Origin of the sequence: Streptomyces sp. NBC_00568, assembly GCF_026341855.1 — a bacterium.
GTDB lineage: Bacteria > Actinomycetota > Actinomycetes > Streptomycetales > Streptomycetaceae > Streptomyces.
In genome coordinates this window covers 6,912,627-6,929,295 of sequence record NZ_JAPENW010000001.1, presented here as the reverse complement: position 1 = coordinate 6,929,295, position 16,669 = coordinate 6,912,627, and the positions used below count along the sequence as shown (strand labels likewise).

Below are 16,669 nucleotides of genomic sequence, written 5' to 3'. Positions count from 1 at the left end.
CGGGCGTTCGGCCTCAGCCCTGCTGGAAGAGTTCCGCCGGGAGCGGCTTCAGCAGGGCGTACAGGTCGTCCGTGATCGGACGGTCCCAGGCGGCGATGGTCACCAGGACGTTGTCGCTGCGGTCGAACTGAACGCAGGAGATGCGGGTCTCGGAGAGCTTCAACCGGCGCACGATCAGCAGGTTGTCGCCCTGCATCACCGGCATGTCCTCGGTGCCGGTGACGGTGCACTCCTCGTCGTTCTCCAGCGCGATCAGCAGCTGGGCCACCTCGAAGGGGACCTCGCCCTCGGCGACGTCACGGGCCGGGGAGCCCTCCGGCAGGTTGCCGATGATCATCGCGGGGCCGCGGCCGCCGAAGAGGTCGTAACGCAGGAAGACGCCCTGGCAGCTGCCGTCGGGAGCGGGCAGCAGGCCGGCGCCGAGATTGCCGGGCCAGTCGCCCGGATCCATGGCCAGAACGTCGAAGTCGGGCCCGGCGGGCGTAGCGCTGCGGCGGCGGAGGAAGGACATGCCGCAATGGTACGTGCACGGGCGCGTACCGGGCCCCGCGGGCGCCGTCCGCGCGGGGCCGGGAGACCGGCCCCGCCCGCGTCAGGAAGTGGCCCGTTCGCCCAGCGCCGCCGCCAGCCCCCTGCGGTCCGTGCCGACCTTGCGGTAGACCGCCGACAGGAGCCGGGCGACGGCGTGCTCGTCGATGTTCAGTTCCTCGGCGATCTGCGCCGGCGTCCGGTCCCGCGCGGTGAGTGCCGCGGCGGCGCGCTCGCGGGCCGTCAGGGTGTCCGTCTCGGTGCTGTGCAGGCGGCGCGGCCGCAGCCCCGCCGCCCCCAGCTCGTCGCGGGCCTCCTCGATCAGCCCGTCGGCACCGCACTGGACGGCCGCGTCGAGGCCCCGGTAGAGGTGCTCCGCGGCTTCCTTGGGGCGTCCGGCGCGGCGCAGTTCGGTGCCCAGGGCGACCAGGGCGCAGGCCAGTTCGTAGGCGGCCGGGGAGCGCTCCAGATGGCTGACGGACTCTTCGAGGAGTTCGACGCGGGCCGGGCCCGGCGAGACCTCGGCGGCGGCGCGCAGGGCCTGGCCGATCGCGGAGGGGGTGCCGTACTGGCGGGCGCGGTTCACCGCTTCGAGTGCGGTGGCGATGGCGCGCTCCGGGGTGTCGTGGCTCTCGGCGCGGGCGAGGTGGAGCTGCCAGGGACACCAGGCGGGGTTGCGCATGCCGCGCGGGTCGAGGCGCCGGCCGGCGGACGCGAGCTCGAGGGCGGCGTCCTTGGTGAGGCCGCGGGCGAGCAGGAGTTCGCCGTGCACGGTCTGGGCGTCCGGGAAGGTCACGGCGGCCGGGAAGGGCGCGCAGAACGCGTACTCCTCGGCGGTGCGCGCCGCCTCCTCGACCCGGCCCCGGGCGAGCAGGACCTGGATGAGGGTGCCGACCGCGTACCAGTGGACGGGGGTGCCGGGTCCGACGCGTTCGGCGAGCCGGAGGCCCGCGCGGACGAAGTCCTCGGCCTCGGCGAGACGGCCGCGGCGGAAGCGCACGTATCCGAGGATCGTGTAGCCGAAGGACAGGTGGGCGCCGTGCCAGCCCTGGGCTTCGAAGTCGGCGACCCCGGTGGCGAAGAGCTCCTCGGTGCGGCCCGGCCGGTCGGCGTACATGAAGGTCATGGCGACCAGGACCGGGACCTCGAAGCCGCGGTCGGCCTCGGCCCAGCCGAGGCCGCCGGCCAGGGCGCGTTCGGCGTGCTCCAGGGCGATGTGGGCGGGTTCGCCGCGCAGGGTGGCGTCCCAGGCGCGCAGCCCGATGACATAGCGCTCGGTGAGGTCGCGGCCGGTGAGCCGGTCGGCGAGGCGGGCCAGCCGGCGGGAGCGGACGGGCGAGTCGGGTTCGTCGGCGCGGAAGGCGTCCCACATGAACTGCTCGGACTGCATGCGCAGCCGTACCCGGGCGTCGCCGGTGACCCGGATCTCTCGGGCGAGGGTCTCGGAGGCCTCGGCGAGGCGGTCGCTGTGCGCGAGGACCTGGGAGAGGCGGTAGACGATGTTGTGGCGCAGCTCCGGGTCGGTGATGGGCTCCTCGAGGGCGGCGCGCAGGTGGTTGACCGTGGTCGCCGGCTCGGTGAGCAGGGACGCGCAGCCCAGTTCGTACAGGACGGCGGCACGGTCGCCGGGGGGCGGCGGTTCGCGCAGGGCGCGGGCGAGGTAGCGGCGGGCGGCGTCGGGGGCTCCGGCGCGCTGGGTCTCGCGGGCCGCGGCGCGCAGCTGCTGGACGATCCAGGTGTCGCCGTCGGGGTGGGTCTCCATGAGGTGACGGGCGGCGGCGGCCGGACCGAGGCCTTCGTTGATCACGCACCAGGCGGCCTGGCCGTGCAGGGCGACGCGGACGCTGCCGGGGATGTCCCGGTAGACGGCGGTGGCGATGAGCGGGTGGACGAATTCGAGGGGGTCGGCTCCGGTGAGGATGCGGGCGGTGCGCAGGGCGTCCGCCGCGTCGGCGGCTTCCTCGGGGCCGAGGCCCGCGACGGCGGCGGCGAGCGTCGGATGGATCTCCGTGCCGAGCACGGCGCAGGCCCAGGCGAAGCGGACGGTCGCGGTGCCGAGGCGTTCGAGGCGGGCGATCAGGCCGCTGCCCTTGACGGCGGCGGCGAGGTCGCGCAGGAGGTGCGCTCCGTCCTCGGTCGGGGTCAGGCCGCGGTCACGGACCTTGGCGGTCAGCTCGACGGCCTCGAAGGGGTTGCCCGCGGTGACCGCCCAGCACTCGCGGCAGAACGCGTCGTCGGCCTGGGTGCCGAGGTCCTCGCGGACGAGCCGGGCGACGGCCGCCGCGCTGAGCGGTTCGAGGCCGAGGGGGCGCTGTCCCGCGCGGCCGGGCAGCCCTCTGAACGCCTCCGCGTGCTCGGGGAGTTCGTCGGGGCGGTAGGCGACGACGAGCAGCAGCGGGAGTTGTTCGGCGCGTGGCGCGAACGCGGCGAGCCAGCTGAGTGATTCGGCGTCGGCCCAGTGGGCGTCGTCCAGGACGAGCACCATCGGGGCGCGCTGCACGGCGAGGTGGGTGAGCACCCAGTCGAGGCCGGCGCGCAGGCCCTGCTGGTCGGGCGGGGCGCCCTCGGACGGCGCGCAGAGGCCGAGCGCGGGGCCGACGATCGCGTACCAACTGCCCAGGGACGCGCGGAGTTCGGCCTCGGAGAATCCGGCGAGCTGCGGCTGCAGCAGCTGGCGGGCGACGTGGAAGGCGACGCGCTGTTCCTGCTCTCCGCCGCGTGCGCTCAGCACGGTGCAGCCCTTGGCGGCGGAGCGCCTGCGCACTTCCGCGAGGAGGGTCGTCTTGCCGATTCCGGCGCGTCCGGCGAAGGCGAGGAGCGCGCCGCGGGAGCGGCCCGGTGGTTCGCCGACCTCCCGGCGCAGGCCGACGAGGTCGCTCAACGCCTCGTCGGCGGCGGACAGTTCACTCTCGCGCTCGAAGAGCGTCCGACGGCTGCGCAGGCTGCGTTGCCCCATGATCACCCCCTGTCACGATCGCGCGGCCGCGCGGGGAGCGGATGCGCACCGTGACCTCCAGGCACCTCAGCGTACGCCCGGATCATCCACGGGGCAGCCCGTTCGAGCGCTCCTGGTCAGAACCGTGTCATGACAGCGTGTCCGCGGAAGAGCCGGTCGGTGAGGGGCCACTTGGGCGCGGCACGTCAGGCCGCCGCCCCTCCCCGGTAGGGGCGGGGCGGGAGGGCCCGGCGGTCGTCGGTTCAGGTCAGGTCGAACTCGCCCTCGCGGGCTCCCGATACGAACGCCCCCCACTCCGCGGGTGTGAAGATCAAGGAAGGGCTCTGCGGGCGGCCACTGTTGCGCATCGCGATGAAGCCCTCGACAAAAGCGATCTGGACGTCCCCCCGCCCTCGGCTGCTGGACTGCCATTCGGCGTTGCTGAGGTCCAGCTCAGGCTTGTCCCAGCCCGCGAGCGGGTGTTGCTCGATGGTGCTCTCGGCCACGTCCGTGCTCCTCCCGGTTCGTCGTCCGCGGCCAGCCTAGCGATCGGTCCCGGTGGCGGACAGGCCACGTGAGGGGGGACGGTTTCAGGAGGCGGGCGGCGCGGCGCCGACCAGCCACATGGAGAAGAACTGGGATCCGCCGCCGTAGGCGTGGCCGAGCACCCGGCGAGCCCCGTCGACCTGGTGCTCCCCGGCCTGGCCGCGCACCTGGAGGGCCGCTTCGGCGAAGCGGATCATGCCGGAGGCGCCGATCGGATTGGTGGAGAGCACTCCGCCCGACATGTTGACGGGCAGGTCGCCCTCCAGTTCGGTCACCCCCGCCTCGGTGAGCTTCCATCCCTCGCCCTCCTCGGCGAAGCCGAGGTTCTCCAGCCACATCGGCTCGTACCAGGAGAAGGGCACGTACATCTCGACGGCGTCGATGTCACGGCGGGGATCCGCTATGCCCGCCTGGCGGTACACGTCCGCCGCGCAGTCCTTGCCGGCCTGCGGGGACACGAAGTCCTTGCCGGCGAAGAGGGTCGGTTCGCTGCGCATCGCGCCGCCGTGCAGCCAGGCGGGCGGGCGCGGTGAACGGGCCGCTCCCGCGCGGTCGGTGAGGATCATCGCGCAGGCTCCGTCGGAGGAGGGGCAGGTCTCCGAGTAGCGGATCGGGTCCCAGAGCATGGGCGAGGCCTGGACCTTCTCCAGGGTGATGTCGTGCTCGTGGAGGTGCGCGTAGGGGTTCTTCAGCGCGTTGCGCCGGTCCTTGTACGCGACGAGCGAGCCGACGGTGTCGGGCGCACCGGTGCGCCGCATGTAGGCGCGCACGTGCGGTGCGAAGAAGCCTCCGGCGCCGGCCAGCAGCGGCTGCTGGAAGGGGATGGGCAGGGACAGGCCCCACATGGCGTTGGATTCGGACTGTTTTTCGTAGGCGAGGGTCAGGACGGTGCCGTGGACCCGGCCCGCGACGAGGTTCGTGGCGACGAGGGCGGTGGACCCGCCGACGGAGCCCGCCGTGTGCACCCGGAGCATCGGCTTGCCGACGGCGCCGAGCGCGTCGGCGAGGTAGAGCTCGGGCATCATGACGCCCTCGAAGAAGTCGGGTGCCTTCCCGATGACCACGGCGTCGATGTCGGCCCAGGTCAACTCGGCGTCGTCCAACGCTCGTTGCGCGGCCTCGCGGACGAGCCCGGCCATGGACACATCCCGCCGCGCCGCCACGTGCTTGGTCTGGCCGATGCCTACGACGGCCACGGGCTCCTTGCTCATCGGGCATCCCCTTCGAGTACGGCGACCAGGTTCTGTTGGAGGCAGGGGCCCGAGGTGGCGTGGGCGAGCGCCCGGTCGGACTCCCCGCGGTGGACACGCACGGCGGCCTCACCGATGCGGATGAGCCCGGCCGCCATCACCGGGTTGGCGGCGAGCGCGCCACCCGACGGGTTGATTCGCACGCTGTCGTCGAGCCGCAGCGCCTTGCGCAGGATCACTTCCTGGGAGGTGAAGGGGGCGTGCAACTCGGCGGTGTCGACGGGCCGTTCGAAGGCGCCGGCCCGTTCGGCGGCCAGCCGGGTGGACGGCGAGTCGGTCAGGTCGCGCACTCCGAGGGAGTGCGCCTCGATGCGGTGGTCGATGCCCCGGATCCAGGCGGGCCGCTCGCAGAGGTCGCGTGCCCGGTCTCCCGTGGCGAGGATCACGGCGGCGGCGCCGTCGCCGACGGGCGGGCAGTCGCCGGTGCGCAGCGGTCGTACGAGATAGTCGCCCTGCGGCACCGAACCCCGCAGCTGCGCATGAGAGTTGGCGGTCGCGGAGGTCCGGCTCCGGGCGGCGACCGAGGCGAGGGCGAGTTCGTCGGTCTCGCCCGCGTCGATGAGCGCCTGCGCCTGGAGCGCGGCGAGGGCGACCGAGTCGGGCCACAGCGGGGCCAGGTAGTACGGGTCCAGCTGCCGGGTCAGTACGTCGCGCACGGAACCGGGCGACGACTTGCCGTACGCGTACACGAGCGCGGTGTCGGCGTCACCGGTCAGCAGTTTGGTCCACGCCTCGTACAGCGCCCAGGCGCCGTCCATCTCGACGTGCGACTCGCTGATCGGCGGCCAGGCGCCGACGCCGTCGAGCGCCATGGTGAAGGAGAAGGCGCGGCCCGCGAGGTAGTCCGAGGAGCCGGAGCAGGTGAAGCCTATGTCGCTGGTCTGCAGGCCCGTCCGGTCGAGGACGTCGTGCAGGACCGGGATGAGCATCTCGACCTCGGAGAGCTCGTCGGAGGTGCGCCGGTGTTCGGTCTGCCCGAAGGCGACGACGGCGATGTCCCTGACGGTCCGCATCTACAGCATCTCCTTGTACGTCTCGTAGTCCGCGTCGGGTTCCCCGGTGGGCCGGTAGTGGTCCGGGTAGCGGCCGCCCTCCGTCCACACGGGCTCCACGCGCAGGCCCATGCGGACCTCGTCGTAGGGGATGCCGCCGATCCGGCCGTGCAGTGCGAGGCCGGCTCCGTCGAGCGCGATGTGGGCGTAGACGTAGGGCACTTCGATGTCGAGGTTCTTCGCCTTGATGTTGACGATGCAGTACGTGGTGACGGTGCCGCGCGGTCCGACCTCGACCTGTTCGGAGGTGGCCACGCCGCAGGTGGGGCACGCTCCCTTGGGCGGGACGTACACCTTGTGGCAGGACGGGCAGCGTTCGCCGACGGTCCGCTGCTCGGAGAGGCTCGCGATGTAGGCGGCCTGGGCGCGGCCCGGCGAGTAGACGTAGTCGAGCCGTGCGGGGGCGACGATTCCGGTGACCATGTCCTCGAACCTGCCGTCGTGGCCCGTGAGTTCGCCCGCCGCGCCGTCGTAGGGCTCGAAGCAGGCGATGTCGGTGATCGCGCCGGAGCGTTCGCGGGCCCAGCGGACACGGACGCGCATCCCGGTGCGCACGGCGTCGGGGCCGGGGGCGTCGAGGGCGTGCAGCAGGCCGGTGTCCGCTCCGTCGAGCTGGACCAGGACCCAGGCGAAGGGCGTGTCGAGCGGCTGGCCGCGGCGGGGTTCGTGGTTCCAGGCCCAGGTGGTGACGGTGCCGGTGGGGGCGACCTCGACGAGGTCGCGCAGCTCCTCGGCGGTGACGGGGTCGTACTCGACGGGCGGGACGAGCGTGCGGCCGTCGGCGGTCCGTACGCCGAGGACGACCTGCTCGCGCAGGCCCGTGAGGAAGGCGCTCTGCACGGGCCCGAGCGAGCGGGTGAAGGGGAACTCGACGACGAGGGGGGCTTTGAGGACTTCGGGCATCCCGGATCTCTCCTTCCGAGGGCCGGACGCGCCGCGTCCGCGGGGCGGGTCGGACGCGTCCGGGCGCGGGCACGTGGGTCAGGCGCGCCGGTAGACCGGCGGGCGCTTCTCGGCGAAGGCCCGGGAGCCCTCCTTGGCGTCGGCGGTGTCGAAGACCGGCCAGCCGCGCCGCAGTTCGGCTGCGAGGCCGTCGGTCTCGGTCAGTTCGGCGGTCTCGTACACGGAGGCCTTGACGGCCTCGACCGCGAGCGGGCCGCAGGCGTTGATCTGCTCGGCGACGGCGAGGGCCTTGTCGAGCGCGGTGCCGTCGGGCACGACATGACCGATCAGGCCGATGCCCGCGGCCTCCTCGGCGGAGTACGGGCGTCCCGTGAGGAGCATTTCGAGGGCGTGGGTGCGCGGGATCTGGCGTTGCAGCCGGACCGTCGAGCCGCCGATCGGGAAGAGGCCGCGCCTGACCTCGAAGAGACCGAAGGTCGCGGAGGCTCCGGCGACCCGGATGTCGGTGCCCTGGAGGATCTCGGTGCCGCCGGCGACGCAGTACCCCTCGACGGCCGCGATCACCGGTTTGCGGGGGCGGTGGTGGCGCAGCATGGCCTTCCAGTGCAGATCGGGGTCGGCCTTGAGCCGGTCCCGGTACTGCTCGCCCTCCATGCCCTTTCCGGCCAGCGCCTTGAGGTCCATCCCGGCGCAGAAGGCACCGCCGGCGCCGGTGAGCACGATCGAGCGGATCGCGTCGTCCTCGTCGGCCTCGATCCAGCCGTCGTACAGACCGACCAGCATCGGCAGCGAGAGCGCGTTCTTGGCCTCGGGCCTGTTGAGCGTGAGCACCAGTGTGGCGCCTTCGCGCTGCACGGTGAGGTGTTCCGTCCCACCCATTGCCGTCCTCCCGTCTCAGGAACGAGAACAGGTTGCAGGAGGCGTCGAGCCAGTACAAGGGTTTTCTGACAGACAGTCAGATTTCTTGTGCCGGGACCCTTCCCAGTTGAGTCCGGCTTTGCTCTGATGACCGTCGGGCGCCCAGGGCGGACACGCCCCGGGGCACCCGGCCACGCACGTACACGGTCAGGAGGAACGGTGGAGTACAACCTTGCCGACCTGTTCGAGTCGGTCGTCGACGTGGTCCCGGACCGCGAGGCGCTCGTGTACATCGACCACCCCGGCACGGGCGCGGAGCGCCGCCTGACGTACGCGCAGCTGGACGCGGCCGCGAATCGTGTCGCGCACCATCTGATCGACAGCGGGATCCGCCCGGGCGAGCATCTCGGCCTCCACCTCTACAACGGCATCGAGTACCTCCAGACCGTATTGGCCTGTCTGAAGGCGCGTGTCGTACCGGTCAACGTCAACTACCGCTATGTGGAAGAGGAGTTGGCCTACCTCTACCAGGACGCGGATCTGGCGGCACTGGTCTTCGACGCGGAGTTCACCGACCGGGTGACGGCGGCACGACCGCGCGCCCCGCGGCTGCGGCACCTCGTCCGGGTGGGCACCCCGGCGTCCGGAGCGGACGCGCCGGACGCGCCGAGCATGGTGGACTTCGCCGACGCCGAGGCCGCCGGGTCACCCGGGCGCGGCTTCCCCGCGCGTTCCGCGGACGACCAGTTCATCATCTACACCGGCGGCACCACGGGGATGCCCAAGGGAGTGATGTGGCGGCAGGAGGACCTGTTCTTCGCCGGCCTCGGCGGGGGCGCGCCGACCGGCGATCCGGTGAAAAGGCCGGAGGAGCTCGCCGAACGCGTCGCGGCCGGAGGCGCGGGGATCACCTTCTTCCCCACTCCCCCGCTGATGCACGGCACCTCGACGCTCACCGCGTTCATCGCCTTCAACTTCGGCCAACGCGTCGTGCTCCACCGCAAGTTCGCGCCCGCTGAAGTCCTGCGGACGATCGAGAAGGAGCGGGTGACCAGTGTGTCGCTGGTCGGCGACGCGATGCTGCGGCCGCTGATCGACGCGTTGAACGGTCCCTTGAAGGGCACGGACTGTTCCGCCCTGTTCAGCGTGTCCTCGTCCGGCGCGATCATGTCGGACACCGTGCGCGAGCAGTTCCAGGCGCTCGTCCCGAACGTGATGCTGCTCAACAACTTCGGCTCCTCGGAGTCCGGCTTCAACGGCACCGCGACTGCTGATTCCGGCCCGGAGCGCGGCTTCCGGATCCGGGTGAACTCCCGTACGCAGGTGGTGGATCCGGTCACCCACGAGCCGGTCAAGGTCGGCGAGCCGGGGCGGGTCGCGCAGCGCGGCCACGTACCCCTCGGCTACTACAACGACCCCAAGAAGACCGCCGAGACCTTCTTCCGGAAGGGCGACGAACGCTGGGTGCTCCTCGGCGACATGGCCACGGTCGACGAGGAGGGGATCGTCACCGTCCTCGGCCGCGGCTCGCAGTGCATCAACACCGGCGGCGAGAAGGTCTACCCCGAAGAGGTCGAACAGGCCCTCAAGTCGCATCCGGACGTGTACGACGCGCTGGTCGCCGGAGTGCCCGACCCCAAGTGGGGCAACCACGTGGCGGCCGTCGTCCAGCTCCGGGAGGGCGCGTCCTCACCGTCCCTCGACGACATCCAGACGCACTGCCGCACCCACCTCGCGGGCTACAAGATCCCGCGCCGGCTCGTCATCACCGACTCCATCCAGCGCTCCCCGAGCGGCAAGGCGGACTACCGCTGGGCCCGGTCGGTCGCCGCGAACGCGACACACTGAACGGAACACCCGTCGCCCGGCGTACTCTTTGCCCGCGATTGACCCTCACAGCTGAACGATGGGTGAAGATCAGCCGTACGGATGATGGCACACCTGCCTTGCCCCGGGGCGTGTCGTCGTGTCATCGCGGGGCTTCGTACGGAAGGACCATCGGCGTGTCGCACATCACGCGCTCCAGTCAACTGCCGGAACAACCGGAGCCGGAGACGGAGCCGCATCCGGACGCCGCCACGGCGACCGGAACGCCCGCCGATGCGGAGCCGGAGACCGGACCGGAGCCCGGCCCGACCGCCCCGGAGGCCGACGCGATCGCGCGAACGGACGACACGGAAGCCGACGGCACCGCCCGTACGGACGACGTGGAAACCGATGGGACCACGGGCGCGGACGCCCCGGGATCCGATGAGACCGCGGGTGCGGACGCCCTGGAATCGGACGAGCCTGTGAGCCCGGACGCGGATGCCGACACGACCGTGGGTGCGCAGGCCGAAGGCGGCACCACAGCGGGTGCTGATCCGGATGCCGACACGACGGCGGGTGCTGACGCCGCGGGCGACACGAGTGTGCGTGCCGAAGCGGAGCCCGACGTGCGGGTCCCCGCGGTGGTGGAGGGCGACGCCGCCTCGGAGGCCGACGCCGACACCGACGCCGACACCGACGGCGACACCGACGGCGGCGGTCCCGAGACGGTCCACGCGGACGCAGACGGGGGCGACGGCCGCTCCGAGAAGGCAGATGCCGACGGGGACGGCGGCGTCTCCGAGAAGGCCGCAGGCGGGCGGCGCGGCCTGCGGGGCCGGCTGGCCGAGTATCCCCGGGCGGCGCGGATCGTGACCGTCGGGACGACGGTCCTCGCCGGCGCACTCGTGCTCTTCGGCCTCCTCGTGCCGAACAAGCTCGAGCGCCTCGAATTCGGCGCATTCGTGCGCATCCCGGCGGAGGGAGTCCTCCTCGCCGCCCTGCTGCTGGCGCTGCCGCCGAAGCCGAGGCGCATCACGTCGTACGTCGTGGGAGCGCTGCTCGGCCTGGTGACCATCCTGAAGTTCGTCGACATGGGCTTCTACTCGGTCATGGCCCGGCCGTTCGACCTGGTCCTGGACTGGATCCTGTTCGAGAACGCCGCGGACTGGGTGAAGGAGTCCTTCGGCCGCTCCGGTGAGATCGTCGCCCTGATCGCGGTCGTCGTGCTCGTCATCGCCCTGCTCGTCCTCATGACGCTCGCGGTCGCACGGCTGACCGACGTCATGGTCCGCCACCGGCCCGTCGCCACCCGCACGACCCTGGTCCTCGGCACCGCCTGGATCACCTGTGTGACGCTCGGCGTGCAGTTCACGGACGTGCCCGTGGCGTCCCAGATGAACGCCACGATCGTCCAGAACCGGGTGGACCAGGTGCAGGCGAGCCTTCACGACGGCCAGATCTTCGCGAAGCAGGCGTCCGTCGACGCCTTCGCCGACACCCCGCCGGATCAGCTGCTGACCGGACTGCGCGGCAAGGACGTCCTGTTCACCTTCATCGAGAGCTACGGCCGTACGGCGATCGACGACCCGGCGATGTCCAAGGAGATCGACTCGGTCCTCTCCGAGGGGACCAGCGGGCTGAAGTCGGCCGGGTTCTCCTCGCGCAGCGCCTGGCTGCGCTCGCCCGTCACGGGCGCCGGCAGCTGGCTGGCCCACTCCACGTTCCTTTCCGGGCTGTGGATCAAGAACCAGCAGCGCTACCGGAGTCTGACCACCAGCGACCGCAACACGCTCACCAAGTACTTCCAGAAGACCGGCGCCTGGGACACCGTCGGCATCGTGCCGGGTGTCCGCCGCGCCTGGCCGGAGGGCAAGTTCTTCGGCCTCGACCGCATCTACGACTCCGAGCACCTCGGCTACAACGGCCCGTACTTCAGCTGGACGCCCGTGCCCGACCAGTTCAGCCTGGGGGCGTTCGAGCGCCTGGAGCACGGCAAGAAGAACCGCAAGCCGATGATGGCCGAGATCATCCTCGCCTCCAGCCACAACCCCTGGGCACCGATCGCCCACATGATCGACTGGAACGACCTCGGCGACGGTTCGGTCTACAACCAGATCAAGAAGGAGGGCAAGGACCCCAAGGAGGTCTGGAAAAACCCGGAGAGCGTGCGCAGGGAGTACCGCAACGCCATCGAGTACTCGCTGCACAGTCTCACCCAGTACGTCGAGAAGTACGGCGACGAGAACACCGTGCTCGTCTTCCTCGGCGACCACCAGCCCGTGCCGACGGTCACCGCCGGAAGCACGAGCCGGGACGTGCCCGTCTCGATCGTCGCGAAGGACCCGAAGGTGCTGGACAGGATCTCCGACTGGGGCTGGACGGACGGCCTGAAGCCCGCCAAGACCGCGCCGGAGTGGCGCATGGACACCTTCCGCGACCGCTTCATGACGGCGTACGGCCCGCACCCCGGCACCGCCGCGGCGACGTCCACGCCCTGACCGCCCCGCGCCCGGCAGGGCACCGTCTCCGCCCGTCGGGTCCCTCCCTCCCACCAGCAAAAGCCCCGGCCCCGCCGCACCACCGCCGACGCCCGCGACCTCCACGGCCGCGGGCGTCGGCGCGCCCGGCTCGTCGCCCCCGACAGCCCCCGCCCCTGGAGCACCAGAGGGAACGACGGAACGGGCCCGCATCCTCGTGCGGCGAAGCGGCAGCCTCCAGTGGCCGGCCCAGCTGGTGTTCGCCTTCGGCCGGCTGCTCACGACCGCCGTCATCAATCCGCGTCGCCGTATCCATTGACCCCCAAGGGTTCACGAACGTAACCTGTGTTCTCATACATAAACGGTATCTGTATATGGGGATGAGGCTCATGGCGGGGTTCGGCGCGGAGCACGGGCGCGTGGTCGAGCGGCTGCGGGACGGCATGGTGAGCGGGGTGCTGTCCTTCCCGCTCACGAGCTTCACGGAGGACGGCGACCTCGATCCGGATTCCTACCGGGCCTATCTGGCCGCCCAGTTGGCCACGGCGCCGGGCGCGGTGTTCCCCGCCTGCGGGACCGGCGAGTTCAGCGCGCTGGACGAGGACGAGTACCGCGCGGTCGTCACCGCGACCGTCGAGATCGCCGACGGCCGCCTGCCCGTGGTCGCCGGCGTCGGCTACGGATGGGCGCAGGCGCTGCGGTTCGCCCGGATCGCGGAGGAGGCCGGAGCGGACGCCCTCCTGGTGCTGCCCCACTACCTCGTCGAGGCCCCGGAAAGCGGCCTGGTCGAGCAACTGCGCCGGATCGCCGCCGGTACGCGGCTGCCGCTCATCGCGTACCAGCGGGGCCCGGTCGCCTTCACCCCCGAGGGGCTGCGTGCCATCGCGGAGATCCCCACCGTGATCGGGCTCAAGGACGGGCACAGCGACCTCGACCGCCTCCAGCGCCTGACGCTCGCCGCGCCCGACGGCTTCCTGTTCTTCAACGGAGCCGCCACCGCCGAGATCCAGGCGCGCGCGTACGCCACCGTCGGCGTCCCGGCCTATTCGTCGGCCGTCCACGCCTTCGCTCCCGAGATCGCCGACGCCTGCTTCGCCGCGCTGCGGGCCGGCGACGAGGCGACCGTGACCAAGCTGCTGCGGGACTTCTACGTCCCGCTCGTCGAACTGCGCGACCGGGTGCCCGGCTACGCGGTCTCGCTGGTCAAGGCCGCGGCCCGGCTGCGGGGCCTTCCGGTCGGCCCGGTGCGCGCGCCGCTCACCGATCCCGGCCCGGCCGATCTCGCCGCCCTGGAGCACATCCTCGACACCGGGCTGGCGCTCGTCGGAGCCACACGCCGACCCGCCTGAAGCGCGCGGGGGACGGTCCCGGGGAACTCGGGGCGGTCCGTCCGCCCGCCCGGCCCGTCGCCGTCATCCTGTGATCACCGGCCCCGGTCACCCTCGTACACAAGGATTCTGATGATGAGCCAGCAACCGACGATCACCGAGTTCGCCGTCTACCCGGTCGCGGGACGGGACTGCATGGAGCTGAACCTGTCGGGCGCCCACGGCCCCTGGTTCACCCGCAATGTCGTCGTCCTCAAGGACTCCGAGGGGCGCACCGGACTCGGCGAGGTGCCCGGCGGGGAGAAGATCACCCGGACGCTGCGCGACGCGGAGCCCCTCGTCCTCGGCGCGAAGGTGGGCGACTACCAGCGCGTCCTGCGCGAGATCGGGGACCGCTTCCGCGACCGCGACGCCGGAGGGCGCGGCGCCCAGACCTTCGACCTGCGGACGACCGTCCATGCCGTCACCGCGGTCGAGTCCGCTCTCCTCGACCTGCTCGGCCAGCATCTCGACGTCCCGGTCGCCGCCCTCCTCGGCGACGGCCTCCAACGCGATCGTGTGCGGGTGCTGGGCTATCTCTTCTACGTCGGCGACCCGGACCGCACGGATCTGGCCTACGCCCGGGAGAGCGACTCGGACGTGGACTGGTACCGCCTGCGGCACGAGGAGGCCCTCACGCCCGGCGCGATCGTCCGGCAGGCCGAGGCCGCCCACGACCTGTACGGCTTCCAGGACTTCAAGCTCAAGGGCGGTGTCCTGGAGGGCGCCGAGGAGGTCCGGGCCGTACGCGCGCTGAAGGACCGCTTCCCCGAGGCCCGGATCACCCTCGACCCCAATGGCGCCTGGTCGCTGCGCGAGGCGGTCGAGCTGTGCGAGCCGCTGGTCGGCACGCTCGCCTACGCCGAGGACCCCTGCGGCGCCGAGGACGGCTACTCCGGGCGGGAGATCCTGGCCGAGTTCCGCCGGGCGACGGGGCTGCCGACGGCGACCAACATGATCGCCACGGACTGGCGGCAGCTGACCCACGCCCTGGCCCTCCAGTCGGTCTCCATCCCGCTGGCCGACCCGCACTTCTGGACCATGCGGGGCTCGGTGCGGGTGGCTCAGCTGTGCAACGCGATGGGCCTGACCTGGGGCTGCCACTCGAACAACCACTTCGACATCTCGCTCGCCATGGTCACGCACTGCGGAGCCGCGGCACCGGGCCCCTACAACGCCCTCGACACCCATTGGATCTGGCAGGAGGGTCTGGAGCGGCTCACCGTCGCCCCGCCCCGCATCGTCGACGGCGAGATCGCGCTTCCGGACTCCCCCGGTCTCGGTGTCCAGCTGGACATGGACCGGCTCCTGGCGGCGCACGAGCTGTACCTGAAAGAGGCGCTCGGCGCCCGGGACGACGCCGTGGGGATGCGCTACCTCGTCCCCGGGTGGGAGTTCGACGCCAAGCGCCCCGCTCTGGTGCGCTGACCACCGCCCCGGGCCGCCTCTCCCCCTCCCCCCTCTCCATCGCTCCCGCAAAAAGCGCCGCCGACCCCTTGCACTGGCGCTGGACACCTGAATTACTGATCCGGACCAGCACGACCGAATGATCGGTCGTCCGGAATCGCACGGTTGGTGAGGGAGAAGTCGCGATGGCGGACTCGACGGACTCGAAGGACCTGCTCGACGCGGGCGAGCGGCTCGACGCGGAGGGGTTGCGGGCCCTCCAGCTGGAGCGGCTGCGCGCGTCGCTGCGCCACGCGTACGAGAACGTTCCCTTCTACCGGAAGTCCTTCGACAGGGCCGGGCTGCTCCCGGACGACTGCCGCTCGCTCGCCGACCTGGCGCGGTTCCCCTTCACGACGAAGGCGGATCTGCGCGAGAACTACCCGTACGGAATGTTCGCCGTTCCGCAGGACCGGATCCGGCGCCTCCACGCCTCCAGCGGGACGACCGGGCGCCCCACGGTCGTCGGCTACACGGAGAACGACCTGTCCATGTGGGCCGACATGGTGGCCCGTTCGATCCGCGCGGCGGGCGGCCGCCCCGGCGACAAGGTCCACATCGCCTACGGCTACGGGCTGTTCACGGGCGGACTCGGCGCCCACTACGGCGCGGAACGGCTCGGCTGTACGGTGATCCCCGCGTCCGGCGGCATGACGGCACGTCAGGTCCAGCTGATCCAGGACCTGAAGCCCGAGATCATCATGGTGACTCCCTCGTACATGCTGACCCTGCTCGACGAGTTCGAGCGGCAGGGTGTGGACCCGCGCGGCACCTCGCTGCGCGTCGGGGTCTTCGGAGCCGAGCCGTGGACCGAGGAGATGCGCCGCGAGATCGAGGAGCGGTTCGCGATCGACGCGGTGGACATATACGGCCTCTCGGAGGTCATCGGCCCGGGTGTCGCCCAGGAGTGCGTGGAGACCAAGGACGGTCTGCACATCTGGGAGGACCACTTCTACCCGGAGGTCGTCGACCCCATCACCGGTGAGGTGCTGCCGGACGGCGAGGAGGGCGAGCTGGTGTTCACCTCGCTCACCAAGGAGGCCATGCCCGTGATCCGTTACCGGACACGGGACTTGACGCGACTGCTGCCCGGCACGGCGCGGGCCTTCCGCCGGATGGAGAAGATCACCGGGCGCAGCGACGACATGGTGATCCTGCGGGGAGTCAATCTCTTCCCGACGCAGATCGAGGAGATCGTGCTGCGGACGCCGGGTGTCGCCCCGCACTTCCAGCTCCGGCTGACCCGTGAGGGCCGTCTCGACGCTCTCACCGTCCGGGCCGAGGCGCGGTCCGGCGCCACGCCCGAGACGCGGGAGGCGGCGGCGCGGGCGATCACCGCGGGGATCAAGGACGGCATCGGTGTCTCGGTCACGGTGGAGATCGTCGAACCGGAGTCGCTGGAGCGGTCGGTGGGCAAGCTCAAGCGGATCGTGGACCTGCGCCCGCGCCCGTGACCCGGCCGTGGCCCCAGGAACCCCGGGCCCCGAGCGGACGCCGA

The 16,669-nt window shown here is 71.7% G+C and carries 12 protein-coding genes; 5 read left to right on the top strand and 7 right to left on the bottom strand.

All coding sequences use genetic code 11. The features are described from left to right. Positions 1 to 13 precede the first annotated feature (13 nt). The 7 genes from OOK38_RS30145 to OOK38_RS30115 all read right to left on the bottom strand — a co-directional run bounded on the left by OOK38_RS30145 (position 14) and on the right by OOK38_RS30115 (position 8,093). Positions 14 to 511, bottom strand: coding sequence for a hypothetical protein (locus tag OOK38_RS30145; RefSeq protein ID WP_266755403.1), 498 nt, complete (start codon positions 509 to 511; stop codon positions 14 to 16). Between the two features lie 81 nt (positions 512 to 592). Then, positions 593 to 3,484: an AAA family ATPase gene (locus OOK38_RS30140; protein ID WP_266848985.1), complete on the bottom strand. Its 2,892-nt coding sequence runs from the start codon at positions 3,482 to 3,484 to the stop codon at positions 593 to 595. Between the two features lie 242 nt (positions 3,485 to 3,726). After that, a complete protein-coding gene (locus tag OOK38_RS30135) occupies positions 3,727 to 3,969 on the bottom strand; it encodes a DUF397 domain-containing protein (RefSeq protein ID WP_028799506.1) in 243 nt (80 codons plus the stop codon). An 84-nt stretch (positions 3,970 to 4,053) separates the two neighbouring features. Continuing rightward, entirely contained in the window at positions 4,054 to 5,220 is a 1,167-nt protein-coding gene (locus tag OOK38_RS30130; RefSeq protein WP_266755407.1) for a thiolase domain-containing protein, read from the bottom strand. Beyond that, on the bottom strand, positions 5,217 to 6,272 hold the full coding sequence (locus OOK38_RS30125) for a thiolase domain-containing protein (protein ID WP_266848984.1): 1,056 nt from the start codon (positions 6,270 to 6,272) through the stop codon (positions 5,217 to 5,219). The genes OOK38_RS30130 and OOK38_RS30125 overlap by 4 nt, the downstream gene beginning before the upstream one ends. Beyond that, positions 6,273 to 7,214, bottom strand: coding sequence for a Zn-ribbon domain-containing OB-fold protein (locus OOK38_RS30120; RefSeq protein WP_266755410.1), 942 nt, complete (start codon positions 7,212 to 7,214; stop codon positions 6,273 to 6,275). It lies immediately after the preceding gene. Between the two features lie 78 nt (positions 7,215 to 7,292). Beyond that, a complete protein-coding gene (locus tag OOK38_RS30115; RefSeq protein WP_266755411.1) occupies positions 7,293 to 8,093 on the bottom strand; it encodes a crotonase/enoyl-CoA hydratase family protein in 801 nt (266 codons plus the stop codon). 198 nt (positions 8,094 to 8,291) lie between these two features. Between OOK38_RS30115 and OOK38_RS30110 the strand changes: the two genes are divergently transcribed. The 5 genes from OOK38_RS30110 (at position 8,292) to paaK (ending at position 16,625) form a co-directional block, all read left to right on the top strand. Next, positions 8,292 to 9,920 (top strand): acyl-CoA synthetase, encoded by a 1,629-nt coding sequence (locus OOK38_RS30110; RefSeq protein ID WP_266755413.1) that lies wholly within the window; start codon positions 8,292 to 8,294, stop codon positions 9,918 to 9,920. Positions 9,921 to 10,279: 359 nt separating this feature from the next. Beyond that, positions 10,280 to 12,379, top strand: a complete 2,100-nt coding sequence (locus OOK38_RS30105; RefSeq protein WP_266765551.1) for a sulfatase — start codon at positions 10,280 to 10,282, stop codon at positions 12,377 to 12,379. 368 nt (positions 12,380 to 12,747) lie between these two features. Beyond that, positions 12,748 to 13,707 carry a 5-dehydro-4-deoxyglucarate dehydratase gene (locus tag OOK38_RS30100; RefSeq protein ID WP_266755414.1) on the top strand — a complete coding sequence of 320 codons (960 nt, stop codon included), beginning with the start codon at positions 12,748 to 12,750 and terminating at the stop codon, positions 13,705 to 13,707. Positions 13,708 to 13,821: 114 nt separating this feature from the next. Further along, a complete protein-coding gene (locus tag OOK38_RS30095) occupies positions 13,822 to 15,153 on the top strand; it encodes an enolase C-terminal domain-like protein (protein ID WP_266765552.1) in 1,332 nt (443 codons plus the stop codon). A gap of 164 nt (positions 15,154 to 15,317) precedes the next feature. Further along, positions 15,318 to 16,625 carry a phenylacetate--CoA ligase PaaK gene (gene paaK / locus OOK38_RS30090; protein ID WP_266755416.1) on the top strand — a complete coding sequence of 436 codons (1,308 nt, stop codon included), beginning with the start codon at positions 15,318 to 15,320 and terminating at the stop codon, positions 16,623 to 16,625. The last annotated feature ends 44 nt before the right edge of the window (positions 16,626 to 16,669 follow it).